General features: G+C 42.3%; 21 protein-coding genes. 19 read left to right on the forward strand and 2 right to left on the reverse strand.

The annotated features are described in order from the left end of the window. Window positions 1-35: 35 nt before the first annotated feature. From H5181_RS03330 to H5181_RS03340, 3 genes are all read left to right on the forward strand, one after another. Complete coding sequence (locus H5181_RS03330) at window positions 36-1325, forward strand: NCS2 family permease (RefSeq protein WP_011636439.1); 1290 nt, start codon at window positions 36-38, stop codon at window positions 1323-1325. Window positions 1326-1607: 282 nt separating this feature from the next. Further along, window positions 1608-2717 (forward strand): glutamate 5-kinase, encoded by a 1110-nt coding sequence (gene proB / locus H5181_RS03335; protein ID WP_182750226.1) that lies wholly within the window; start codon window positions 1608-1610, stop codon window positions 2715-2717. A gap of 10 nt (window positions 2718-2727) precedes the next feature. Next, a complete protein-coding gene (locus tag H5181_RS03340) occupies window positions 2728-4002 on the forward strand; it encodes a glutamate-5-semialdehyde dehydrogenase (RefSeq protein ID WP_182750227.1) in 1275 nt (424 codons plus the stop codon). A gap of 82 nt (window positions 4003-4084) precedes the next feature. On the opposite strand, the gene H5181_RS03345 is transcribed toward H5181_RS03340, so the two are convergent. Further along, window positions 4085-4420 (reverse strand): hypothetical protein, encoded by a 336-nt coding sequence (locus tag H5181_RS03345; protein WP_182750228.1) that lies wholly within the window; start codon window positions 4418-4420, stop codon window positions 4085-4087. A gap of 768 nt (window positions 4421-5188) precedes the next feature. Between H5181_RS03345 and dnaK the strand changes: the two genes are divergently transcribed. The 12 genes from dnaK to secF all read left to right on the forward strand — a co-directional run bounded on the left by dnaK (window position 5189) and on the right by secF (window position 21450). After that, window positions 5189-7105 (forward strand): molecular chaperone DnaK, encoded by a 1917-nt coding sequence (gene dnaK / locus H5181_RS03350; RefSeq protein WP_011636443.1) that lies wholly within the window; start codon window positions 5189-5191, stop codon window positions 7103-7105. 111 nt (window positions 7106-7216) lie between these two features. Continuing rightward, window positions 7217-8347: a molecular chaperone DnaJ gene (gene dnaJ, locus H5181_RS03355; RefSeq protein ID WP_011636444.1), complete on the forward strand. Its 1131-nt coding sequence runs from the start codon at window positions 7217-7219 to the stop codon at window positions 8345-8347. 103 nt (window positions 8348-8450) lie between these two features. Beyond that, a complete protein-coding gene (locus H5181_RS03360) occupies window positions 8451-9683 on the forward strand; it encodes a DEAD/DEAH box helicase (RefSeq protein WP_182750229.1) in 1233 nt (410 codons plus the stop codon). Window positions 9684-9805: 122 nt separating this feature from the next. Further along, complete coding sequence (locus H5181_RS03365; protein ID WP_182750230.1) at window positions 9806-10612, forward strand: M48 family metallopeptidase; 807 nt, start codon at window positions 9806-9808, stop codon at window positions 10610-10612. A gap of 79 nt (window positions 10613-10691) precedes the next feature. Continuing rightward, complete coding sequence (locus tag H5181_RS03370) at window positions 10692-11309, forward strand: FKBP-type peptidyl-prolyl cis-trans isomerase (protein WP_101085769.1); 618 nt, start codon at window positions 10692-10694, stop codon at window positions 11307-11309. Between the two features lie 83 nt (window positions 11310-11392). Continuing rightward, window positions 11393-12205: a 4-hydroxy-tetrahydrodipicolinate reductase gene (dapB, locus tag H5181_RS03375; protein ID WP_182750231.1), complete on the forward strand. Its 813-nt coding sequence runs from the start codon at window positions 11393-11395 to the stop codon at window positions 12203-12205. 174 nt (window positions 12206-12379) lie between these two features. Next, window positions 12380-13537, forward strand: a complete 1158-nt coding sequence (gene carA / locus H5181_RS03380; protein WP_123883885.1) for a glutamine-hydrolyzing carbamoyl-phosphate synthase small subunit — start codon at window positions 12380-12382, stop codon at window positions 13535-13537. A 23-nt stretch (window positions 13538-13560) separates the two neighbouring features. After that, window positions 13561-16782, forward strand: coding sequence for a carbamoyl-phosphate synthase large subunit (gene carB, locus H5181_RS03385; protein ID WP_011636450.1), 3222 nt, complete (start codon window positions 13561-13563; stop codon window positions 16780-16782). 230 nt (window positions 16783-17012) lie between these two features. Next, window positions 17013-17489, forward strand: a complete 477-nt coding sequence (gene greA, locus H5181_RS03390; protein WP_011636451.1) for a transcription elongation factor GreA — start codon at window positions 17013-17015, stop codon at window positions 17487-17489. 449 nt (window positions 17490-17938) lie between these two features. Next, window positions 17939-18574 (forward strand): hypothetical protein, encoded by a 636-nt coding sequence (locus H5181_RS03395; protein WP_182750232.1) that lies wholly within the window; start codon window positions 17939-17941, stop codon window positions 18572-18574. A gap of 136 nt (window positions 18575-18710) precedes the next feature. Continuing rightward, window positions 18711-20522: a protein translocase subunit SecD gene (gene secD / locus H5181_RS03400; protein WP_182750233.1), complete on the forward strand. Its 1812-nt coding sequence runs from the start codon at window positions 18711-18713 to the stop codon at window positions 20520-20522. 4 nt (window positions 20523-20526) lie between these two features. Then, the gene (secF, locus tag H5181_RS03405) at window positions 20527-21450 is read left to right on the forward strand and encodes a protein translocase subunit SecF (protein WP_182750234.1); all 924 of its coding nucleotides are present in this window, start codon (window positions 20527-20529) and stop codon (window positions 21448-21450) included. A gap of 67 nt (window positions 21451-21517) precedes the next feature. Here the strand turns inward: secF and yhbY are convergent, their stop codons facing one another. Then, window positions 21518-21817, reverse strand: coding sequence for a ribosome assembly RNA-binding protein YhbY (yhbY, locus tag H5181_RS03410; protein ID WP_011636455.1), 300 nt, complete (start codon window positions 21815-21817; stop codon window positions 21518-21520). A gap of 90 nt (window positions 21818-21907) precedes the next feature. On the opposite strand from yhbY, the gene rlmE reads away from it, so the two are divergent. The 4 genes from rlmE (at window position 21908) to glmM (ending at window position 26852) form a co-directional block, all read left to right on the forward strand. After that, window positions 21908-22537 (forward strand): 23S rRNA (uridine(2552)-2'-O)-methyltransferase RlmE, encoded by a 630-nt coding sequence (rlmE, locus tag H5181_RS03415; protein ID WP_011636456.1) that lies wholly within the window; start codon window positions 21908-21910, stop codon window positions 22535-22537. 46 nt (window positions 22538-22583) lie between these two features. Continuing rightward, entirely contained in the window at window positions 22584-24557 is a 1974-nt protein-coding gene (ftsH, locus tag H5181_RS03420) for an ATP-dependent zinc metalloprotease FtsH (RefSeq protein ID WP_011636457.1), read from the forward strand. Window positions 24558-24680: 123 nt separating this feature from the next. Beyond that, window positions 24681-25460 (forward strand): dihydropteroate synthase, encoded by a 780-nt coding sequence (gene folP, locus H5181_RS03425; RefSeq protein WP_404948487.1) that lies wholly within the window; start codon window positions 24681-24683, stop codon window positions 25458-25460. A 54-nt stretch (window positions 25461-25514) separates the two neighbouring features. Beyond that, window positions 25515-26852 carry a phosphoglucosamine mutase gene (gene glmM / locus H5181_RS03430; protein ID WP_011636459.1) on the forward strand — a complete coding sequence of 446 codons (1338 nt, stop codon included), beginning with the start codon at window positions 25515-25517 and terminating at the stop codon, window positions 26850-26852. Window positions 26853-26859: the final 7 nt, after the last annotated feature.

Raw genomic sequence — 26859 nt, forward strand, 5'->3', positions numbered from 1 at the left:
TCCAATGTTAACCTTTGCCCAAGGAACCCCGTTCCATGTTAGAAAAACTATTTAAACTTAAACAGAACAACACGAGTCTTAAGCAAGAGGCTATGGCTGGTCTGACTACTTTTTTAACGATGGCTTACATCATTTTTGTTAACCCTATGATGCTTGCAGATGCTGGGATGGATCATGGTGCGGTATTTGTTGCCACATGTTTAGCAGCTGCCATAGGTTGCTTAGTGATGGGGTTATTAGCTAATTACCCGATAGCATTGGCTCCGGGTATGGGGCTGAATGCCTTTTTTACTTACACCGTAGTTGGCGAAATGGGGTATAGCTGGGAAACGGCACTTGGCGCGGTCTTTATGTCAGGTGTGTGCTTCTTAATTTTATCCTTAGTCAAAATACGTGAGTGGATAGTTAATAGTATTCCAATGTCGTTACGTTTTGGTATTGCTGCTGGTATTGGATTATTTTTAGCCTTAATAGGCTTGAAAAATGCCGGTATTGTTGTGGCAAGCCCAGCAACATTAGTGACTATGGGCGATATCACCTCATTTCCAGCCTTGATGGCCGCATTAGGTTTTTTCTTAATTATTGCCATGGTTCATCGTGGTCTAAAGGCTGCCGTTATTTTTAGCATTCTAATAGTGACAGTTTTAGGAATGATATTTGGTGATGTGCAATACCAAGGTTTAATTTCTATGCCGCCGTCTATCGCGCCGACATTTATGAAGATGGACTTGTCTAGTGTATTAGAAGTGAGCATGTTGTCGGTGGTTTTTGCTTTCTTATTTGTCGATTTATTTGACACATCAGGTACCTTAGTTGCTGTTGCTCAACGTGGCGGACTGCTTGATGAAAAAGGCCGTTTACCTCGAGTAAAACGTGCCTTAACCGCAGACAGTGTCGCCACTATTACTGGTGCTGCATTAGGTACATCAACTACCACGAGCTATATTGAAAGTATCGCAGGGGTGAGTGCAGGTGGTCGCACAGGTTTAACTGCCGTTGTCGTTGGATTACTGTTTTTAGCGGCGTTATTTGTGTCGCCATTAGCCGGTATGGTGCCAGCATATGCCACAACAGGTACCTTGTTTTATGTCGCAATCCTAATGATGTCTGGTCTAGTCAATGTTGATTGGGAAGATATTACTGAAGCAGCTCCCGTTGTTGTGACGTGTTTATTAATGCCGTTAACCTTCTCTATAGCCAATGCAATTGGTCTTGGGTTTATTTCTTATGCTGCGATCAAATTGATGACTGGACGTTTTAAAGATTTAAATCCAGGTATTTTAGTGGTGGCTGCATTGTTTATTGCCAAGTTTATTTACGGTTAATTAGCTGTCCATGAGTACAGTGAATTAATAAATTGGCTAAGGCCAATACAAAAAAGGGCTATTAGCCCTTTTTTGTTTTTCTAAATAAGGCGCCAATAGCCAAGCTATTTCAGCTTAATGAAACTGAGTTAGCAGGATTAGAGACTGTTTGATAACCATTTATTAACCTGAAAATAGTTAATCTAGACAAATATTCCAGTATTAGCGGCTTTCACTATGAATTATCGAGTGAATTGGGTATAAAAATGAACTGAATATTTTTTTGTAAGCTGAGTAAGACAAATGGGTTATCGCCGCGTAGTAGTTAAGTTAGGCACCAGCGTGCTGACATCGGGCAGTAAAAAGCTTGATAAAGCACATATGGTTGAATTAGCCAGGCAAATGGCCTCGCTTATGCGTTCTGGTGTAGAAGTTGTGTTGTGTACATCAGGTGCGATAGCTGCTGGGCGGGAGCATTTACATTATCCGGTGTTGCCCGACACTATGGCGAATAAACAGTTACTTGCTGCGGTAGGCCAAAGTCAGTTAATTTTGGCATGGTCACAATTGTTCAGTATTTACGGATTACATGTTGGCCAGTTATTGTTAACTCGTGCTGATTTACAAGATCGTGAACGTTATCTTAATGCGCGCGACACCTTAAATGCATTATTAACTCACAATATTATCCCTATCATTAACGAAAATGATGCAGTGGCAACCAATGAAATTAAAGTGGGAGATAATGATAATTTATCTGCCCGCGCAGCCTTACTTTGCGATGCTGATTTACTTATCTTACTGACCGACCAAAAAGGCTTATTTGATGCCGATCCACGTACCCATCCCGACGCACAGTTGATTAAACAAGTTGTCAATATTGACGACAGTTTGCGTTTATTGGCAGGCGGTTCAGTGTCTGGACTTGGAACGGGCGGAATGGCTACTAAACTTGAAGCGGCGGATGTGGCTCGACGAGCGGGCATAGAAGTTGTCATCGCTTCCGGTCATCACCCCGATGTTATTGCCAAAGTGGCGGCGAGGGAGTCTGTCGGTACTCATTTTAGCGCAATCGAAAATCCATTAGAAAGTCGCAAGCAGTGGATCCTTGCGGGTCCAGCTTCACAAGGTAAATTAGTTGTAGATGCTGGAGCATCTGTTGCCGTTGTTGCTAATGGTCGTAGCCTATTATCTAAAGGCATTGTCGATGTTGAAGGCAATTTTGAACGCGGTGCGACCTTACTAATTGTGAATCAAACGGGTAAGATTTTGGCTAAAGGCATTAGCCGATATTGCGCCAATGATTTAACCAAAATTAGCGGTAAACATTCTGATGATATAGAAAGTCTACTGGGCTATAACTACGGCGATGCCGTGGTTCATCGCAATGATATGGTCGTACTTGATAATTAAGGATAAGCATATGTTAGCCACAGAAACAGAATATTTAACTCAATTAGGGCAACGTGCTAAGGCTGCAAGTTTTATTTTAGCGAGTTTAACTGCGAAACAAAAAAACGTGTTGTTAGCTACGATTGCCGATCACTTAGCGCAGCGGAAAAATGATATTTTACAAGCGAATGCGCAAGATATTATTGCAGCGAAGCAAAGCGGTTTAACCGAAGCCATGATAGATAGGTTGATGCTGGACGAAGGGAGGCTAGGCGGGATTATAGCTGATATTGATAATGTCATCGCACTAGCAGACCCTGTCGGCAAGGAAGCTGATAGTCGAGTATTAGATAACGGCTTACGCTTAACTCGTCGCAGTGTCCCATTAGGTGTGGTAGGGGTTATTTATGAAGCTCGGCCAAATGTCACTGTTGATATTGCCGTGTTAGCGTTAAAGACAGGTAATGCAGTGATTTTGCGTGGTGGTAAAGAAACCCTAACCTCCAATAAAATGCTAAGCGACATTATCCGTGATGCACTGGTGAGTCTAGATTTACCTAAAGATGCCGTGCAGCTCATTGATTCACCAGAGCGTAGCCTTGTCAGCGGTTTACTAAGACTCGACAAATATGTCGATATGATTATTCCTCGTGGAGGACAAAACCTACAGCGATTGTGTGCTGAGCAATCAAGCATTCCTGTCATTTTAGGCGGTATTGGCATCTGTCATTTATTTGTCGATAAACAAGCTGATTTAGTGCGGGCAATTGATGTCATTGCTAACGCTAAAGTTCAACGTCCGACTGTGTGTAATGCTTTAGATACCTTATTAATACATCAACAGGTAGCCGCTGAGTTTATTCCCAATATAGCATCACATTTACACTCGCTTGGGGTTCGTTTCCATGCTTGTGCAACCACTTTGCCTTATCTTGATGGTTTAGGTTTTGATGTAACAGCGGCACATGATGAATCGTTTTCAACAGAGTGGTTATCGCTCACGTTAGGGATCAAAGTGGTTAACGATATTGACGAAGCCGTGGAACATATCCGTCATTATTCTACAGGCCATTCTGAAGCCATTTTAACGGATAACATTCACACCGCGAGTGACTTTATGAATCAAGTTGATTCCGCTGCAGTGTATGTGAATGCCAGTACTCGTTTTACTGATGGTTCGCAGTTTGGTCTTGGCGCGGAAGTGGCGGTGAGTACTCAGAAATTGCATGCTCGTGGTCCAATGGCGTTAGATGCCCTGACCACTTACAAGTGGTTAGCTTGGGGTGATTACACCTGCAGACAATAATGCATTTTGTTCTATTTATGACAAGAAGGGCGCACATTAGCGCCCTTTGCTTTTTGTATGGAGGCTCGGTAATAACAGAGCGTTATAAATTATAAATAAGGTGACTTGGCGTTACTAGCTCAGTAAAACGCTCAAAGGTGGTTAATAACCATATCGCAAAAAAGGCACAGGTCATTAATATCGCTACAATTCTAAATACTTGCGCGTATTCCATTACATAAGTGAAATATCGACGTTGTACGGCATTGGTCATAAAAGTAGCGATAAGTGAAAATACGCACAAATACATTGCTGGATATTGTGTGGTGCTTACGCCATAAAGCTTTTCATAAACTAGAATCACCATAACAATAGTTAAGGTAACAATGCGTATCTTACGTTCGGTGTTATCACTGAAATTCCATCTTGGCAGTCCCATTGCCTTGGTTCCTCCACAATCATTTGAATTTTTAGTACTTTTTTGAATATCCTTTGTACTTTTATAGCTCTAGTTCTATTTTTTATCAAATGATTAGCGTTATTTAATACTTTTCTGTTGCAGTGTTACATTCAAAACACGAGCAATACTGCTGAAATGCCAAGTTGGTTAGTGTGGCTCACAAACAAATGTCGATTTAAATTGTGATGATTTAATCCACTCCTCAAATGATAATGCCAAGCGCAAAACTCAGCGGCAATCAATAGTGCAAATTCAATCGATAGTACCGTTGCTAAATTGCCATAATGGCTGCTGATGTAGTTCACTATCTAATAGCCGAAACTCACACAATAATGAACAATACGCTGAATATTGGTATTAGCGACGATTATAGTGCGCTAATACCATCTAATTCATCGGCAATATGGGTGCCATTTAGTAAAAAAAACACAGGTCTATGCCTTGTTGCTGCGTGATTCCGGCTGGTTTTACCATCATTACGCTTACTTAAGCCATCGCTGTTATGTGTAGCTGAAGCTCCTTAGCTTACTAATATGCCTCGTATAAAAAATCCATAAAACATGATAAATATTTACTTATACCCTTGTAATTCACTTTGTTGTCCCAATATAGGTATCAAGGCTGATATGAGTGGTAAATTTTGAATCTCAAGTTAAGCAATAAAATGCTTGAAATACTTGTTGTTCATCCCCATATCAACATCAAATAACATATTTGTGACGACTAACGTCAATTTCGGAGGACCCCATGGGCAAAATTATTGGTATCGATTTAGGCACAACAAACTCGTGTGTAGCAGTCCTTGATGGCGGCAAAGCACGCGTAATTGAAAACGCAGAGGGTGATCGTACAACCCCATCAATTATCGCTTATACCGATGATGAAATTATTGTAGGCCAACCAGCAAAGCGTCAAGCTGTAACTAACCCAACAAACACATTCTTTGCCATTAAGCGTTTAATCGGCCGTCGTTTTAAAGATGACGAAGTACAACGTGACGTGAACATCATGCCATTCAAAATTATCGGAGCTGATAATGGTGATGCATGGGTTGAATCACGTGGTAATAAAATGGCACCACCACAAGTTTCAGCTGAAATCTTGAAAAAGATGAAAAAGACTGCTGAAGACTTTTTAGGTGAAGAAGTGACTGAAGCGGTTATTACCGTTCCTGCTTACTTTAACGATTCACAACGTCAAGCAACGAAAGATGCTGGTCGTATCGCAGGTCTTGATGTTAAGCGTATTATCAACGAACCTACTGCTGCTGCACTTGCATACGGTATCGATAAGAAGCAAGGCGACAACATTGTTGCTGTATACGATTTAGGTGGTGGTACATTCGATATTTCTATCATCGAAATCGACAGTAACGATGGCGACCAAACATTTGAAGTACTAGCAACCAATGGTGATACTCACTTAGGTGGTGAAGACTTTGATAACCGTATGATTAACTATTTAGCTGATGAATTCAAAAAAGACCAGGGCTTAGATCTTCGTAGAGATCCTTTAGCAATGCAACGTTTGAAAGAAGCAGCTGAAAAAGCAAAAATCGAGCTTTCAAGCACTAACCACACTGAAGTTAACTTGCCTTACATCACTGCTGATGCATCAGGTCCTAAGCATTTAGTGGTTAAAATTACTCGTGCTAAGTTAGAGTCATTAGTTGAAGATTTAATTCAACGTACTCTAGAGCCGCTTAAAGTTGCACTAGCTGATGCTGATTTATCAATATCTGATATCAATGAAGTGATTCTTGTTGGTGGCCAGACTCGTATGCCTAAAGTACAAGAAGCAGTAACTAACTTCTTCGGCAAAGAGCCTCGTAAAGATGTTAACCCTGATGAAGCGGTTGCAGTTGGCGCGGCGATTCAGGCTGGCGTACTTTCTGGCGAAGTGAAAGACGTACTTCTACTTGACGTTACACCACTATCTCTTGGTATTGAAACCATGGGCAGTGTGATGACCAAGCTTATCGAGAAGAACACCACTATCCCGACTAAAGCTCAGCAAGTATTCTCAACAGCTGACGACAACCAAAGTGCAGTCACAATTCACGTACTTCAAGGTGAGCGTAAGCAAGCTAGTGCCAACAAGTCATTAGGTCAATTTAACCTTGAAGGTATTGAGCCAGCACCACGTGGCCAACCACAGGTTGAAGTGATGTTCGACATTGATGCTGATGGTATCTTACATGTGTCTGCAACAGACAAGAAAACAGGTAAGAAACAAAATATTACTATCAAAGCTTCTTCAGGTTTGTCTGATGAAGAAGTTGAACAAATGGTACGTGATGCAGAAGCTCATGCTGATGAAGATGCGAAATTTGAAGAGTTAGTTCAAGCGCGTAATCAAGCAGATGGTTTAGCTCATTCAACTAAAAAACAAGTTGAAGAAGCTGGCGATGCACTAGCTAGCGACGAAAAAGAAAAGATTGAAGCGGCAATTGCAACTTTAGAAACTGCCATAAAAGGCAAAGATAAAGAAGCTATTGATACAGCTACTCAAGCGTTAATCGAAGCGTCTGCTAAGTTAATGGAAATTGCTCAAGCTAAAGCTCAAGGTGAAGCAGAAGGTCAAGCACACGATGCTGGCCAAGAAAAGCCTGCTGATGATGTTGTTGATGCTGAGTTCGAAGAAGTTAAAGACGACAAAAAGTAATTAGAAATTTCAGCTAGTTACCGTTAAAGCGGGCGTTGGGGGTATCCTCAAACGCCCGTTTGTATAATTTAAGTTTAACAATTTACTCACACCTTCGAGAAACAGAACACTATGTCAAAGCGTGATTATTACGAAGTTCTCGGTGTTGGACGTGACACCAGTGAACGCGAAATTAAAAAAGCGTACAAACGCTTAGCGATGAAGTTTCACCCAGACCGTAATCCGGGTGACAAAGCCGCAGAAGCTAGCTTTAAAGAAATTAAAGAAGCGTACGAAATTTTAACCGACAGCGACAAAAAAGCGGCTTATGATCAATTTGGTCATGCTGGCGTCGACCCTAATCGTGGTGGGCACGGTGGTGGCCAGGGTGATTTTGGCGATATCTTTGGTGATGTATTCGGTGATATTTTTGGTGGTGGTCGCCGTGGTGGTGGTCAACGCCAAGCTGCGCGCGGTAGTGATTTACGATACAACCTTGAATTGTCTTTAGAAGAAGCCGTACGCGGGTTAACCAAAGAACTGCGAATTCCTACTTTAGCAGCGTGTGATTTGTGTGACGGTAGCGGCGCTAAAAAAGGCACATCTGCAACCACATGTGGTACGTGTCATGGCCAAGGCCAAGTGCAAATGCGTCAAGGTTTCTTTGCTGTTCAGCAAGCGTGTCCTACTTGTCATGGTCGCGGTAAAATCATTAAAGATCCTTGCGGCAAGTGTCATGGCGAAGGTCGGGTTGAGAAAAGCAAAACCTTATCAGTTAAAATTCCTGCTGGTGTAGATACAGGCGATCGTATTCGTCTTACTGGCGAAGGTGAAGCGGGCGAGTTTGGTGCTCCACCAGGTGATTTATACGTTCAAGTTAGTGTGCGTGAACACGCTATCTTTACTCGTGATGCCAATAACCTTTACTGTGAAGTACCTATTTCATTCAGTAAAGCAGCATTAGGCGGCGAGATTGAAGTACCGACATTAGACGGTAAAGTTAGCCTTAAAATCCCAACAGAAACCCAAACTGGGCGCATGTTCCGCCTACGAGGCAAAGGGGTTAAGTCGGTCCGTAGCCATGCAGTAGGTGACTTACTGTGTAAAGTGGTGATGGAAACACCGGTTAACTTGAATGAAAAACAAAAAGAGTTATTGCGTGAGTTTGAAGCAACATTAACTGGCGAGTCAAAAAAACACAGCCCTAAAGCTGAAGGTTTCTTTGATGGCGTTAAAAAGTTCTTTCAGGATTTAAACAGTTAATCGCGATGATCTAGCGACCTCGTTAAAGGCTGTTTACTTTGGGTAAGCAGCCTTTTTTATTGGCGAATATCGTCAATTTATCCTATTAACATTAGGCGTTAACATGTCATTTTCAGCGTTATCACTCAATTCAAGTTTATTAGCCGCATTGCCACCGACAGTGAATAAGCCGAGTCGTATCCAACAACTGGCTATTCCTACTATATTACTGGGGCAAGATGTATTGGCATTAGCTCAAACCGGCAGCGGTAAAACCTATGCTTACGGTTTGCCAGTATTGCAACGCATTAGTCAGCTCTCAACTTCTCATTTGTCTGCCGTGATCATCGTGCCGACCAGAGAGTTAGCATCACAAGTATCGCAAAACTTAGTGCCGCTAGCACAATCGCTTCATTTACGCGTAGAGGTACTTTTTGGGGGGGAAGCAATAGAGCTTCAAATTGAGCGCTTAGCTCAACCGGTTAATATTGTCGTTGCTACACCGGGCCGCTTACTCGCATTAGCTCAGCAAGGTGTTATTCAGTTTGAACACCTGCAGAGTTTGGTTCTTGATGAAGCAGACCGATTACTGGACATGGGATTTATCGCCGATATTAATGCGCTGATAGCATTAATGCCAAGTGGCCAGCGGTTATTATTTTCGGCGACGTTACCCGAATCTTTGGTCGCATTAGCTCAAAAAGTTCAGTCTGCATCATGCGTGCGAATTGAAGCGCATGCTTTGAATAGTACCGTGGCTGATATTGACCAAACTATTTATCATGTCAATAAAGGCAGCAAGGCCAAGGCGCTGACTCATTTAATTGCTTTACATCAATGGTCGCAAGTATTGGTGTTTGTAAATGCTAAAGACGATGCTGATGCATTATGTAAAAAGTTAATTAAGGCGGGTATTAACGCTGCGGCGCTTCATGGCGATAAAGAACAAGCGCTGCGAAGTAAGACCTTAGAGCAATTCAAAACGGCACAACTGACCGTATTAGTCGCAACCGATGTACTTGCGCGCGGTATTCATGTTGACGCATTGCCTGTGGTCATCAATGTTGATTTGCCTGCCCAAGCAGCAGTATATGTTCATCGTATTGGGCGTACCGCACGGGCGGGGTTAAGCGGCGTGGCATTATCATTAGTCGGTCACTCTGAATTACTCAGTTTAGAAGCTATTCGAGAGTTAACCGGACAGGCATTACCATTAGTTGAATTAGCCGGTTTTGTGGTAACGGATAAACCCACTAGCGAAAACAGTAAGCGAGCGCCGCGTGATAAACAAGCCAATCGTCGAACCGCCAATAAACGCAGTATTAGTGATTTCGCTAAACGTAAATCAACACGTTAATAAACACATGAATGCTGACTGATGTTTAACATCGTAAGTGATGCATTGGTCCAGTTGATTGGTATAGAATAAATCAATGATGGATTAGCTTTTTGGCTAAATGAATTTTAAGGGATGACAACATGAAACCTCTCGCGCTAACCCTACTTGTTTCCGCTTTATTAGTTGGTTGTGTTAATAGTCAATCGCCAACAGGTCGAGGGCAAACCCTGTTGTTTTCTGATACGCAGATGCAGCAAATGGGAGCTCAGTCGTTTGAGACCATGAAGCAAAGCGAAAAAATAAGTCAAAACCAAGCGCAAACTCAATATGTGAACTGTGTTGCCAAACGTATCACTGCGGTGTTGACCGACCAATCACAGCAATGGGATGTCGTATTGTTTGAATCAGACCAAGTCAATGCGTTTGCGCTACCTGGCGGCCATATTGGTGTCTATACCGGTTTACTTAATGTGGCGACGAATCAAGATCAGTTGGCTACGGTTATGGGACATGAAGTGGCGCACGTATTAGCCCAGCATGGTAACGAGCAAGTCTCTCGAGCTCAGTTAACGGGGCTTGGCATGCAAGCTGCGGATGCCGCATTAGGAGCATCGGGTATTGCCAATAAAGATTTGTACATGGCTGGGTTGGGGCTAGGGGCTAAAGTGGGTATTATTTTACCTTTTGGACGCAGCCAGGAGTCTGAAGCTGATATTGTTGGTCTTGAGCTAATGGCCAAAGCAGGTTTTAATCCGGCTCAAAGTGTTAATTTGTGGCAAAACATGGCTAAAGCGGGCGGCTCCCAAGGCCCTGAACTGTTATCGACTCACCCGTCACACAGTCACCGAATTGAAGACTTACAAGCGGCACAGAATCAAGTGATGCCGCTTTATACACAGGCAAGAAAACAGTCTTTGACTGAGTGTAAAATTGCTCAAGTTAAATAGCGTTTTTTGCCAACATTTACGGGGTTTATTGTGATAAACTCTCGTGCGAATTTTTTATGTTTATTGAGAGAAAATTATTATGTCAGATTTGTTCAGCACTATGGAACAGCATGCTAGCTACGGTGTAGGTCGTCAAATGGGCGAGCAACTAGCAGCAAACTCTTTTGAAGGTATCGATATCCCTGCTGTTCAAGCTGGTCTTGCTGATGCATTTGCCGGTAAAGAAAGCGCAGTATCAATGGAAGAGCTTCAAGTTGCATTTACTGAAATTAGTCGTCGTTTACAAGAAGCACAAGAAGCTGCTGCAGAAGCTGCTGCCGCTGAAGGTGATACATTCCTAGCTGAAAACGCTAAGCGTGACGGTATTACGATCACAGAGTCTGGTCTTCAATACGAAGTACTTGTTCAAGGCGACGGTGAAACACCAACGTATGATTCAACTGTACGTACTCATTACCATGGTACTTTCATTAGTGGTGATGTGTTCGATAGCTCTGTTGCTCGTGGCCAGCCTGCTGAGTTCCCAGTATCTGGCGTTATCGCCGGTTGGACTGAAGCATTACAGTTAATGCCAGTTGGCACTAAGCTTAAATTATATGTCCCACATCACTTGGCTTACGGTGAGCGTGGCGCGGGTGCTTCAATCCCGCCTTATTCGGCTTTGGTCTTCGAAGTTGAATTGTTAGAAATTATCTAGTTGTTAAAAACGCCTAAGTTAACTTAGGCGTTTTTGTATATGCTGTTTGTGTGTTTACCTTTAGTTAACACTGGGAGAATGAAATGACTGCAAAAGTGAGAATTGCTGTAGTTGGTGCCAGTGGCCGTATGGGCCGTACACTGATTGAATCTGCTAAACAGCAACAAGTCATAATACTTGGCGCAGCTATTGAACGTACAGGTTCAAGTCTAATCGGTATTGATGCAGGTGTGCTCGCAGGTGTTGGCGCGATGAATGTTGCCATTACCGACTCACTGGATAAAGTGGTTAATGACTTTGACGTATTAATTGATTTTACGTCACCTGAGTCTTCCATTATTCATCTCGATTGGTGCGCAAAAAATCATAAAGCCATCGTCATCGGTACCACAGGTTTTAACCATGCTCAAAAAGAGCAAATTGGGGCCTATTCAGAACAAGTGCCAGTGGTATTAGCACCAAATATGTCTGTCGGTGTCAACGTTATGTGGAAGTTGCTCGCACTGGCTACAGAAGTGATGGGTGATTATACCGATATCGAAATAATCGAAGCACATCATCGTCATAAAAAAGATGCTCCTTCAGGTACCGCGCTTAAAATGGGTGAGATTATAGCCCAAACATTAGGTCGGGATTTAGAGCAATGTGCGGTCTTTGGGCGTGAAGGTATTACTGGTGAACGTGATCCTAATACCATAGGTTTTGCAACGGTTCGTGCCGGTGACATTGTCGGTGAACACACCGCTATGTTCGCTGACATAGGCGAACGCTTGGAAATAACTCATAAAGCATCGAGTAGAATGACCTTTGCTAATGGGGCGATGAGGGCGGCTTTTTGGCTCTCAGATCAAAATGCTGGTCTGTATGATATGCAGCAAGTATTAGGATTGAACTAGATAATAAAAACACCATTCATTGGTGTTTTTTTTTGAAAACAATCCTACAAAATATAGACGTAAAAACGAATTTCTTATACAATCGCTAGAATTTGTCAAAATTTCGTAATTTATCGAAAATTGGTATTTTAGTGCAAAATAAAAACACATAATTTTAAGTGGCTTGGCTCTTTTCTGGAGGTCGCGTTGACACAGTCTGCCTTACTCGTACTCGAAGATGGATCAGTATTCTCTGGCACCGCAATTGGTGCTGCCGGTATCTCTGTTGGTGAAGTGGTATTTAATACTTCAATGACAGGTTATCAAGAGATCCTTACAGATCCTTCATATTCACGCCAAATAGTAACATTAACCTATCCTCACATCGGTAACACAGGTACTAATGATGAAGACACAGAATCGGATTCGGTTCATGCATGTGGCTTAATTATTCGTGACTTACCGCTTATGGCGAGTAATTTCCGCAACCAACAATCATTAAGCGATTATTTAAAAGCGAATAATGTGGTTGGCATTGCTGATATTGATACCCGCAAACTAACTCGAATTTTGCGTGAAAAAGGCGCCCAAGCCGGTTGTATTATGGTTGGTGACCTAGATGAAGCGAAGGCTCTGGCAGCGGCGAAAGCGTTTCCAGGTCTAAAAGGCATGGATTTAGCCAAAGAAGTGACCACCGATAAAGCTTATACATGGCGTAACGGTAGCTGGAAATTAGTCGGTGGTTTACCGTCTGAAACACCAGCAGCGGAACTTAAATATAAAGTTGTCGCGTACGATTACGGTGTAAAACGTAATATTTTACGTATGTTGGTTGACCGTGGTTGTGATGTGACGGTAGTACCTGCACAAACATCTGCAGCAGACGTACTTGCCATGAAGCCTGATGGGGTCTTTCTGTCAAATGGTCCTGGCGACCCTGAACCATGTGATTATGCTATTACTGCAATCCAACAAATATTAAAGACTGATATTCCAGTATTTGGTATCTGTTTAGGTCACCAGTTACTTGCATTAGCCTCTGGTGCGAAAACCTTAAAAATGAAGTTTGGTCATCATGGTGCAAACCATCCAGTGAGCAATATTGAAAAAGGCAACGTGATGATCACCAGTCAAAACCACGGTTTTGCTGCAGATGAAACCACATTGCCAGCTAATATTAAGGTCACGCATAAGTCGTTATTTGATGGTTCATTACAAGGTATTCACCTAACTGATAAGCCAGCATTTAGCTTCCAAGGTCACCCTGAAGCGAGCCCAGGGCCAACCGATGCCGCACCGTTGTTCGATCATTTCATCGAGCTAATTGAACAATACCGTCAGCACGCCAAGTAGTTATCTGGGAGAAGACAGAAGCAATGCCAAAACGTACAGATATAAAAAGTATTCTTATCCTAGGTGCCGGTCCAATTGTTATTGGTCAGGCGTGTGAGTTTGATTATTCAGGTGCGCAAGCTTGTAAAGCACTTCGTGAAGAAGGCTATCGCGTTATTCTGGTTAACTCTAATCCAGCAACAATTATGACCGACCCTGAAATGGCCGATGCAACTTATATCGAGCCTATTCATTGGGAAGTGGTACGCAACATCATTGCCAAAGAGCGTCCAGATGCAATTCTACCGACGATGGGTGGGCAAACTGCACTGAACTGCGCGCTTCAGCTTGAAGCACAAGGCGTACTAAAAGAGTTTAATGTTGAAATGATTGGTGCGACAGCGGATGCGATTGATAAAGCTGAAGACCGTAGTCGTTTCGACAAAGCGATGAAATCCATTGGTTTAGACTGCCCACGTGCGGGTATTGCTCATAACATGGATGAAGCTTATGGCGTATTAGATATGGTGGGCTTCCCCTGTATCATTCGTCCGTCTTTCACTATGGGTGGCAGCGGCGGTGGTATTGCCTACAACAAAGAAGAGTTTGAAGAGATTTGTTCTCAAGGCTTAGACTTGTCGCCAACTAACGAATTATTGATTGATGAATCATTAATTGGTTGGAAAGAATATGAAATGGAAGTGGTTCGTGACCGCAACGATAACTGTATTATCGTATGTGCTATCGAAAACTTTGACCCAATGGGTGTTCACACCGGTGACTCAATTACCGTTGCGCCAGCGCAAACGCTAACTGACAAAGAATACCAATTAATGCGTAACGCTTCTTTAGCTGTATTACGTGAAATTGGTGTTGAAACAGGTGGTTCAAACGTACAGTTTGGTATTTGTCCTGATACTGGCCGTATGGTTATTATTGAGATGAATCCACGAGTATCGCGTTCATCTGCTTTAGCGTCTAAAGCGACCGGTTTCCCGATTGCTAAAATTGCGGCTAAATTGGCTGTAGGTTATACCTTAGATGAGCTAAGTAACGACATTACTGGCGGTAAAACACCAGCATCGTTCGAGCCTGCAATCGATTACGTTGTGACTAAAATCCCACGTTTTAACTTTGAAAAGTTTGCTGGAGCAAATGACCGCCTAACGACTCAAATGAAGTCTGTCGGTGAAGTTATGGCCATTGGGCGAACTTTCCAAGAGTCATTGCAAAAAGCGTTACGCGGCCTTGAAGTGGGACGTAACGGTTTTGACTCAGTTGTCGATTTACAATCTCCTGAAGCTATTCAACGTATTCGCCATGAACTAAAAGAGCCTGGTTGTGACCGTATTTGGTACATTGCAGATGCGTTCCGCGCTGGTTTAAGCCGTGATGATATCTTCACATTAACCAATATTGACCATTGGTTCTTGGTTCAAATCGAAGATTTGATTACACAAGAAGCAAAAGTTGCTGAACTTGGTATGTCAGGCCTAGAGAAAAACTACTTACGCCAATTAAAGCGTAAAGGTTTCTCTGATGCACGTTTAGCTGATGTGTTAGGTGTTAATGAAAGCGAAATTCGTAAATTACGTCAACGCCATGAAATTCACCCGGTTTATAAGCGTGTCGATACTTGTGCTGCTGAATTCTCAACTGATACAGCTTACATGTACTCAACGTATGAAGAAGAGTGTGAAGCTAACCCATCGAACCGTGACAAAATCATGATTCTGGGTGGCGGCCCTAACCGCATTGGCCAAGGTATTGAGTTCGATTATTGCTGTGTCCATGCTGCATTAGCATTACGTGAAGACGGTTATGAAACCATCATGGTTAACTGTAACCCTGAAACGGTATCAACCGACTACGATACATCTGACCGCTTATACTTCGAACCTGTAACGCTAGAAGACGTACTCGAAATCGTGCGTATCGAAAAACCAAAAGGCGTAATCGTTCAATACGGTGGTCAAACTCCGCTTAAACTCGCGCGAGAATTAGAAGCCGCAGGCGTACCGATTATTGGTACCAGCCCGGATGCGATTGACCGTGCAGAAGACCGCGAACGTTTCCAGCAAGCGATTCAACGTTTGAACATGAAGCAGCCAGAAAATGCGACAGTGACAACTGTTGAAAGTGCTGTGATTGAAGCTGAAAAAATAGGTTATCCGTTGGTTGTTCGCCCATCTTATGTATTAGGCGGTCGTGCGATGGAAATCGTATACGACAAACAAGATTTACTACGCTACTTCAATGAAGCGGTTAAAGTCTCTAATGCTTCACCAGTATTACTTGATCACTTCTTAGATGATGCGATTGAAGTGGATATCGATGCTGTTTGTGACGGTGAAACTGTGGTGGTTGGCGCCATTATGGAACACATCGAACAAGCAGGTGTTCACTCTGGTGACTCAGGCTGTTCATTGCCACCTTACACCTTGAGTGCTGATATTCAGGCTAGAATGCGTGACCAAGTGTCTAAACTGGCTTTTGAATTAGGCGTAATTGGCTTAATGAACGTGCAGTTTGCGGTAAAAGATAACGAAATCTATATGATTGAAGTTAACCCGCGTGCCGCACGTACAGTACCGTTTGTGTCTAAAGCAACAGGCGTGCCATTAGCTAAAATTGCAGCTCGAGTGATGGCTGGCCAAAGCTTAATTTCGCAAAACTTTACTAAAGAAGTGATTCCACCTTATTTCTCGGTAAAAGAAGTTGTCTTACCGTTTAATAAGTTCCCAGGTGTTGACCCGCTATTAGGCCCAGAAATGCGCTCAACCGGTGAAGTCATGGGCGTGGGTGATACTTTTGCTGAAGCCTATGCCAAAGCACAGCTTGGTGCTACATCTGAAGTGCCTAAGTCGGGCCGTGCGTTATTATCTGTGCGTAACAGTGATAAAAAACGTGTTGCCGATTTAGCTTCTAAGTTGATTGAGCTAGGTTATGAAATTGATGCCACTCATGGTACCGCGATTATTTTAGGTGAAGCAGGGATTAATCCTCGCTTAGTTAACAAAGTGCATGAAGGTCGTCCACACATTCTTGATCGTATTAAAAATGGTGAATATACCTACATTGTTAACACCACTGAAGGTCGTCAAGCAATTGAAGACTCACGTCAGATCCGTCGTGGAGCATTGCGCTATAAAGTGAATTACACTACGACATTAAATGCTGCTTTTGCGACGTGTTTAGCGCATTCTGCAGATGATCGTATTAAGGTGACGTCTTTACAAGAGTTACACAAACGCATCAAAAGCTAATTTTTTGGTGCATTAATGATTAAGGTCGCCTTTTGGCGACCTTTTTTATGACATTTTGATGATGGATGACTAGCAAGTCTGTAAAAGCTTAGGTAAGCTGTCAGCCATCATCGAAAAGATGCATCCTAGATACGCACGCTAAGTCGATTGCGTACTTCCAACTGAATTTTTACTGTGTTGACTTATCGTCAGCACGGGATGCTTTTGTTTTTAAAGGAGACAAAGACATTATGAGTAAGGTCCCAATGACTGTAGTTGGCGCTGATCAATTACGTAAAGAACTTGAATTGTTAAAGTTCGATCGTCGTCCAAAAATTACTGAAGCAATTGCTTCAGCACGCGAATTAGGCGATTTAAAAGAAAATGCTGAATATCATGCAGCCCGTGAAGATCAAGGTATTTGTGAAGCGCGTATTCGTGACATCGAAGGCAAGTTGTCTAACGCTCAAATTATTGACGTCACAAAATTAGAAAATACTGGCCGAGTCATTTTCGGCACAACAGTGACTATTTTGAACATAGATACTGATGCTGAAGTGACGTATCGCATAGTCGGTGATGACGAAGCTGACATTAAGCAAAATTTAATTTCTGTTAATTCACCGATTGCACGTGGATTAATTGGCAAAAGTGAAGGCGATGAAGTATCGATCACCACTCCTGGTGGATTGACTGATTATGAAATCGTAAAAGTCCAATACCTTTAGGTTTGTTGAGAAAGAAGTGTGATGATTTTTTAACAGTCTGTTTTAGTTATTAAATTAAATTCATTGCTTAGGCATTAATCATACTTTTATGCTCAACATGATACCGATATAAATGACCACTAGCCTGACATAGCACTAAATAGAATACTGTTTAGTGCTTTTTTATATCCATTACAGACGCTAGTGCATGTGCTATCTATGATAAAAGATGTAAAAAAATTCATTTGCAGATTAAAGGTGCAATAGATACTATCGACGTAGTTTACATTGTTGTTACATTTTACCGTATGAGTAACAATATTATTTAATGCATTCGTTAAGAAATCGCTTTAAAACTAGTTTGTTAGATGACTATTATTAGATAGTATTTTTGATTATTTTAGTAGGCTACTTTTTGACATGTTAAGTTGAATTTTAAACATTGTGTTGCTTGATTAATTAAGGTCATTATGACGTTTCCATGGGCTCGTATACTACTAATGCTGGTAATTGTGGGGTTGTGTTCAATCTTCCTCCTCAATAGCCGTATGTTAGTTTTAGCATCGATGCCTTTTGCTACGTCTACTTCTTGTTCATATAATGTGGATACGCTGACAGATGATCGGATTTGTGAACAACCAATAAGTTCAGCCCCTCTTAATATCACCTTGGCGTCAGTAAAATCAGTAGACAGCTCAATAGACACACTAGTTAACAGTCGAGTAGACTCAAATCAACTAACTGTGTTAACCGATACGCTTATTGATGTTAATAGCACATTGTTGGGCTACGTTGGCGAACCTTCATCAACAAACCCTGTCTCTCAACGTTCTGTTTCTGAACACTCTAGTTCAAACGATATCCATTTTGTTCCTACTTATTCAGCGCGTTACCTCAGTATTGTTCAATATCAATCGGATGAATTAAAACCAAATTATCTATTAGCTTATGAATTTGTTTCTCCGCCAGTACCGAGTTTAACCATAGGTTATCAAATTAACTTTAGTCCGCAATTAGACTGGGTATTATCAACAGCTTCAGCCCCTTCAAGACTTTCCGCTTGGAAAGAGTCTAATTTACTTTTCGTTCACGCTCACACCTGTTAACTACATTATATTGATTAAAAATGTCATTAGCCTTGCTAATGAGTTTTGCTGTGGGTAGATGAATTGGGTCAATACCTATCATCACTCACATACATTTTTATCGAGGTTTTACCCCGATGTAGTGAGATCAAGTGTTATGAAATCAAAATCGAATACCAAACCGTTAAATCAATATGCTCAGTGGAAATACTGGCTATTAATTAGCACACTCATCATCTTATTTATGAGTGCTTTGCCATCTTGGTATGGTGAAGACCCTGCCGTACAACTTGCCGTTAAACCGACTCAATCACTAACAGTGGAACAAATTCACTATGTGCTACAACAAGCGGGCATAAACAGTAAGCGTATCGAGCAGCAACAAGATAATTTACTTGTGGTGTTAGATGATCCCGATATGCAAACCCAAGCTAAAAAGACCTTAGCACAACAGTTTGAACATCAGGCTCAAGTGACCTTAGCGTTAGCTCCAGCGGCCCCGGATTGGTTATTAAATTTAGGCGTTAAACCGATTAAACTTGGTTTAGATTTACGCGGTGGAGTGCAGTTTCTACTGGATGTGGATCTTGATTTAGTGTTTCAAAACCAAGCCGTATTAGTGAGTGATGCTGTAAAGCAATTTGTCAGAGAGCAGCATATCAGCGGTGTAATGGTGCGTTTTGGCACTGGAGCGGAACTGACGGTTAACAGCGCCAGTGATGATGCTCGTGGTCAAATAAGACAATTTATTGGTCAGCAGTACCCTCAATGGCAAGCCACAGGCCATCAACAAACCTTGAGTATCAATCTTTCCCAAAGTGAACAGCTCAAATTAACCAACTTAACTGTACAGCAAAACTTGCAAATTATGCGCAGCCGTATTGAAGAACTTGGTATTACCGAAGCGCTAGTTCAGCGTCAAGGAGAGAACCGGATTAGGATTGAGTTACCAGGAGTGCAAGATCCTGCCACCGCTAAAAATGTTATCGGTGCAACCGCTAGTTTGGCATTTTATCCAGTGGTGCAAGCTGACTCTCTTTATGCTGTTGTGATGAATGATGAGCAGAATAAGCCTGTCTATGTGTCAAAAAAACCAGTACTTGGTGGCGATCACATTATTGATGCTCGAGCCACTACTGGCGATTTTGGTATGGCGAAAGTCAATATCAGTCTTGATGCGGCAGGTGGCAAGTTAATGTCAGATTTTTCACGCGATAATATCGGTAAACCTATGGCGACTGCTTATAGCGAATACAGCAGAAATCAGCAAGGTAAAGCCAAGCAAACCACTAAAATTATTAGCGTTGCAACCATTCAGAGTCAACTCGGTAACCGCTTTGAAATCACTGGAGCAGGCAGCCATCAAGAAGCGCAGCAATTAGCTTTGTTATTAAGAGCTGGCTCTATGACTGCACCAGTGACTATTGTTGAAGAACGCACTATTGGACCTAGTTTAGGGGCCGAGAATATTGTTAATGGTTTTGCTGCGCTCGCTTTAGGTTTGTCGGCAACATTACTGTTTATGGCTTGTTGGTATCGCCGTTTAGGCTGGGTCGCTAATGTGGCATTAATCGCCAATTTGGTCATGTTATTTGGATTGTTAGCACTTATTCCTGGTGCTGTATTGACCTTGCCTGGTATTGCGGGGTTAGTGCTTACTGTCGGTATGGCAGTCGATACTAACGTACTTATATTTGAACGGATAAAAGAAAAGCTTGCAGAAGGTCGTAGCTTTGCCAGTGCGATTGATGTGGGATTTGATAGTGCATTTTCAACTATTTTTGATGCTAACTTCACCACTATGATTACTGCCGTGGTGTTATTTTCAATTGGTAATGGTCCTATTCAAGGCTTCGCCTTGACCTTAGGTTTAGGATTATTAACCAGTATGTTTACTGGTATTTTTGCTTCGCGTGCATTAATCAACTTAGTTTATGGCCGTGACACTCGTCGCGCCATTAAGGTGTAACTCTATGAACTCAACTCAAACAAATTATTCAACAGACAAGCTGCAATACTTAACTAAGTGGCGTTACGCATCGAGTCTAATCTCGATTGTATTAATGCTGTTATCATTAACCGTTATAGGAGTAAAAGGGTTTAATTGGGGCTTAGATTTTACAGGCGGTGTGGTTACTGAAATTCAAGTGGACCATCGCATCACTGCCAGTGAGATACAGCCATTGATGACCGCCGCTTACCAACAAGATGTTAGTGTTATTTCAGCCAGTGAACCAGGCCGTTGGGTATTACGATATGCCAATATACCAGATGAGAATCAACGCCCAGAACTGGCTGAAGTATTAGCGCCATTAAATACGGATATCAACGTGTTAAACAGCAGTATCGTTGGGCCACAAGTGGGGCAAGAGTTGGTTGAGCAAGGTGGTTTAGCCTTACTCGTCGCTATGCTATGCATTATGGGGTATCTAAGCTTTCGCTTTGAATGGCGTTTAGCTTCAGGCGCTCTGTTTGCTTTGGTACATGATGTAGTGTTTGTGTTAGCTTTTTTCGCGTTAAGCCAAATGGAATTTAATTTAACTGTATTAGCCGCGATAATGGCAATTTTAGGGTATTCGCTCAATGACTCAATTATTATTGCTGACAGGATCCGGGAGCAGTTAGTGGCTAAACCACAGTGGAATATAACTAACATTAACAACTTAGCGATTAAATCAACTTTTTCCAGAACCATGGTCACATCAGGCACTACGTTAATAACAGTTGTGGCTTTATGGATTTTGGGTGGGGCACCGCTTGAAGGTTTTTCTATTGCGATGTTTATTGGTATTTTAACCGGTACTTGGTCATCGATTTCAATTGGAGCTACCTTGCCAGAGTTTCTAGGCTTAAAGGCTGAGCATTATCAAGTTATCCCAATACCTGATCATCCCTGATTAACGATAATTCATCTCTAATAAAAAAGCCGCTGAAATCAGCGGCTTTTTATAAAAGGGTGCGAAATTATTTGGCTTTAGGCAAAGCAATTTTCATTTCAGCCGAATGACGGAAAATAACTAACACATGACCGATAAGTTGCACTTTCGTAGACTGGGTTTCACGTACAATGGCGTCAACGATGGCATTTTTTAGCTCTCTGTCTGCAGAGGCTACTTTCACTTTAATCAATTCATGATGTGTAAGAGCGCTATCAATTTCAGCCAGAACACCTTCAGTTAGTCCATTGCCACCAAGCAGCACCACTGGTTTTAGACTGTGCGCCAGACCTTTTAAATGCTGTTTTTGTTTGGTTGTTAAGTTCATTTGTACCAACTTTTGCTGAGTTACTGTTGAAAAACGGGTATTCTACCCTTATATAGAGCTTATGTAACTCTGAATCGTTGCGGAATTTAAATGACAACAAAAAAACGTACGGCGAGCTCAACTCGCTGGATGCAAGAACACTTTGATGATCACTATGTGAAATTAGCCCAGAAACGTGGCTTACGTTCACGAGCAGCATTCAAGTTAGAAGAGATCCAAGAAAAAGATCACTTAATAAAACAGGGTATGACAGTAGTTGACTTGGGGGCAGCACCGGGTGGTTGGTCACAAGTGGCTGCTAAACTTACTGGCGACAAAGGTAAAGTGATTGCTTGTGACATTTTACCGATGGATCCAATTGTTGGCGTTGATTTTCTTCAAGGTGATTTTAGAGAGGATAAAGTACTGCAGGCATTGCTTGAGCGAGTAGGTCAAGATAAAGTGGATGTGGTACTATCAGATATGGCTCCGAACATGAGTGGTTCGGGTGCTGTTGATCAGCCAAGGGCTATGTATTTAGTTGAATTAGCGCTAGATATGTGTCACCAAGTGTTGACGCCTAACGGCTGTTTTGCTGTTAAAGTCTTTCAGGGGGAGGGCTTTGACGACTACATAAAAACAGTCAAACAGGCATTCAAAGTAGTAAAAACCCGTAAACCAGACTCCTCTAGAGCGCGCTCTCGAGAAGTCTATCTAGTGGCGACTGGTTACAAGTTGTAGTAGTCTAAAGTTAATAATCGCAGGACTGTTTAAGAGGTCGAGTAATTTGAGTGACATGGCTAAAAATTTAATACTCTGGGTTGTCATCGCTGTTGTGCTGATGTCAGTGTTCCAGGGTTATTCCCCCTCTTCTTCGAATTCGCAGAAGATGGATTATTCCGCCTTTTTGGACAATGTTCGAAATGGTCAAGTTAACAAGGTCGAAATAAAAAGCGACCAACGAACTATTGAAGGAACTAAACGTACCGGCGAGAAGTTCACCACCATCATGCCTATGTATGATCAAGACTTAATCAATGATCTTCAAACTAAAGGTATTGACTATAAAGGCCAAGAAGCTGAAGAATCTGGTTTCTTAACTCAAATCTTTATTTCATGGTTTCCAATGTTACTGCTGATTGGAGTATGGATATTCTTCATGCGTCAAATGCAAGGTGGTGGCGGTAAGGGCGCAATGTCATTTGGTAAGAGTAAAGCCAAATTGATGAGCGAAGATCAAATTAAGACCACTTTTGCAGATGTCGCTGGTTGTGATGAAGCAAAAGAAGAAGTAAAAGAACTGGTTGATTATTTGCGTGACCCTACTAAATTCCAAAAATTAGGCGGCCGTATTCCTACTGGCGTATTAATGGTTGGACAGCCAGGTACAGGTAAAACCTTACTAGCGAAGGCTATTGCTGGTGAATCTAAGGTGCCATTCTTTACCATTTCAGGTTCTGATTTTGTGGAAATGTTTGTCGGTGTTGGTGCATCTCGTGTGCGTGACATGTTTGAACAAGCTAAAAAATCTTCACCTTGTATCATCTTTATCGATGAAATTGATGCTGTAGGTCGCCAACGTGGCGCAGGTGTCGGTGGTGGTCACGATGAACGTGAGCAAACATTAAACCAGTTATTGGTTGAGATGGATGGTTTCGAAGGTAATGAAGGCGTTATTGTCATTGCGGCAACTAACCGTCCAGACGTACTCGATTCTGCACTACTTCGCCCAGGTCGATTTGACCGCCAAGTCGTTGTCGGTTTACCAGATGTGCGTGGTCGTGAACAAATCCTTAAAGTACACATGCGTAAAGTGCCTTTATCAGACGATGTTAAAGCAAGTGTTATTGCTCGTGGTACCCCAGGATTTTCTGGTGCAGACTTAGCAAACCTTGTTAACGAAGCTGCGTTGTTTGCTGCTCGTGGTAATCGTCGTGTAGTTGGTATGGAAGAGTTTGAACGTGCTAAAGACAAAATCATGATGGGTGCTGAGCGCCGTTCTATGGTGATGTCTGAAGAAGACAAAGAGATGACGGCTTATCATGAAGCCGGACATGCTATTGTTGGTTGCTTAGTGCCAGAGCATGACCCTGTACATAAAGTGACAATTATTCCGCGCGGTCGTGCTTTAGGTGTGACGTTCTTCTTACCAGAAGCTGATGCCGTGAGTCAAAGCCGTCGCAAATTGGAATCACAGATTTCAGTTGCTTACGGTGGACGTTTAGCCGAAGAGCTTATTTACGGAAGTGAACGAGTCTCTACAGGGGCTTCACAAGACATTAAATACGCGACATCGATTGCACGTAACATGGTTACGCAATGGGGCTTCTCTGACAAATTGGGTCCTTTACTCTATGCCGAAGAAGAAAACGAAGTTTTCTTAGGTCGCAGTATGGGTAAATCAAAGGCTATGTCAGGTGATACTGCGTCATTAATTGATTCAGAAATCAAAATGTTTATCGATAAAAACTATCAACGTGCACAAAACATGCTGACAGAAAATATGGATATTTTACATGCGATGAAAGACGCACTGATGAAGTATGAAACGATTGATTCGTTACAAATTGATGATTTAATGCACCGCCGTGAAGTGCGTATGCCTGCTGAATGGCAAAAAGATGAATCATCTGACGATAAAGATAATGGCAATAGCACGCCTAAATCTGAAGTTGAAACGCCAGTAGATGAAGCTAAAACCGACACTAAAGTCGATAATAAAGCCGATACTAATGATGCGGATGAATCACCAGCTAAATAAATAATTTAGTGAATAAAGAAGACCCCGAAAGGGGTTTTCTTGTTTTTAATCTACTGTAGGAAAATACCATTGTTTCAATTAACTCATGCCAATAAAACGCTCGACTTATCAGCCCCTGTTGTGATGGGAATTGTAAACGTGACACCGGATTCTTTTTCTGATGGTGGCGAATACATCGATTTCGAACAAGCTTGCCGACATGTTGATTATATGGTCGAACAAGGTGCATTAATTATTGATGTCGGTGGTGAGTCAACTCGCCCAGGGGCTGCAGAGGTCTCTGTTGAGCAGGAGCTTGCTCGGGTTATTCCTATTATCGAATATACCGCTAAAACACACGACGTATGGATTTCAATCGATACCAGCAAACCTGAAGTGATGGAACAAGCTGTCAATGCTGGAGCTAATTTGATTAATGATGTGCGTGCCTTACAAATGCCAGGAGCCTTAGCGATGGCTGCGACGTTAGATGTGCCGATTTGCTTGATGCACATGCAAGGCGAGCCCAAAACTATGCAAGATGAACCTGAGTATCAAGATGTGATTGATGAGGTGGCTGCTTTCTTTGAATTGCGTATTGCATACTGCGAAGCCGCCGGAATTGAGCGCGAACGCTTAATTCTTGATCCAGGTTTTGGCTTTGGCAAAACTTTAGCGCATAATTACCGCCTATTAGCGGCGTTACCCAAATTACATGAATTTCACTTACCTTTATTGGTCGGTTTATCACGTAAAAGCATGATTGGTGACCTGTTAGCACGCGAAACAGATCAGCGTCTTGCGGGTAGTCTCGCTGGGGCATTGATTGCTGCTCAGCAAGGTGCACATATTATTCGAGTCCATGATGTACCCGAAACTGTCGATGTACTCAAAGTTATGTCAGAAACAATGGCCTACTTGTAGTGACAGCGGCACCATAACGTTATAAGTACAGTGAAATCACTTAAGAAGGGACCTGTGAAACAAAGAAAATTTTTTGGAACCGATGGTATTCGCGGCAGAGTAGGGGCGGGTAAAATGACCCCTGAACTAGCATTGAAGCTCGGTTGGGCGGCAGGACGAGTATTGTCTCGAAATGGCACTCAAAAAGTGATTATTGGTAAGGATACCCGTATTTCAGGTTACCTATTTGAATCGGCATTAGAAGCGGGATTATCAGCTGCTGGATTAAACGTTTTATTACTTGGCCCAATGCCGACCCCTGCTGTTGCTTATTTAACTCGTACATTTCGTGCAGAAGCTGGTGTCGTAATTAGTGCTTCGCATAATCCTTACTATGATAACGGTATCAAATTCTTCTCTACCGATGGCAGTAAGCTTGATGATGCTATTGAATTAGAAATTGAGGCTGAACTTGAAAAGCCGTTAGTGTGTGTTGAGTCGCACTTATTAGGCAAGGCTCGTCGAATTGAAGATGCTGCAGGACGTTACATCGAATATTGCAAAGGGAATTTTCCTGCCGACCAAACTCTCGAAGGTTTAAAAATTGTTGTCGATTGTGCTCATGGCGCAACTTATCATATAGCTCCTAATGTGTTCCGTGAATTGGGTGCTGACGTGATTGCGATTGGAGATAAACCCGATGGACTCAATATCAATGATAAAGTCGGCGCAACATCAATGGCTAAGATTTGTGAGACTGTATTGGCTGAAAAAGCTGATTTAGGGATTGCACTCGATGGTGACGGCGATCGTATTATGATGGTTAATCGCCATGGTGAAGTAGTCGATGGTGATCAAATCCTGTATATTTTAGCGGTAGATGCTCAAAAGCGTGGTATTTTAAAAGGCGGAGTAGTCGGCACGTTAATGTCTAATTTAGGCTTAGACTTAGCGCTGCAAGCACTTGATATTCCTTTTGTTCGCTCTAAAGTTGGTGACAGGTATGTCATGGAGATGCTGAGGGAGAATGAATGGCGTATAGGTGGTGAAAACTCTGGTCATATTCTCAACCTAGATCATGGTACTACCGGTGATGGTATTGTTGCAGGTATTTTAGTGTTAGCTGCGATGCGTCGTCAAAATGCATCCCTTGAACAATTAACCGAGCCGATGAAGATGTTGCCTCAAGTATTGGTTAATGTCCGCTTTGAAGGGGACTCTAATCCGTTAGATACCGATGCGGTGAAATCTGCGCAAGCTGATGTTGAGTTGCAATTAGGTGCTCGCGGACGCGTTTTATTAAGAAAATCGGGTACCGAACCGTTAATCAGAGTGATGGTTGAAGGTGATGATCATCCGCAAGTGCTTGCACATGCAAATCGTATTGCTGACGCGGTAAAGGCAGCATGTTAATCATTTG

Origin of the sequence: Shewanella sp. SG44-2 (assembly GCF_014164215.1) — a bacterium.
Taxonomy (GTDB): Bacteria; Pseudomonadota; Gammaproteobacteria; order Enterobacterales; family Shewanellaceae; genus Shewanella; species Shewanella frigidimarina.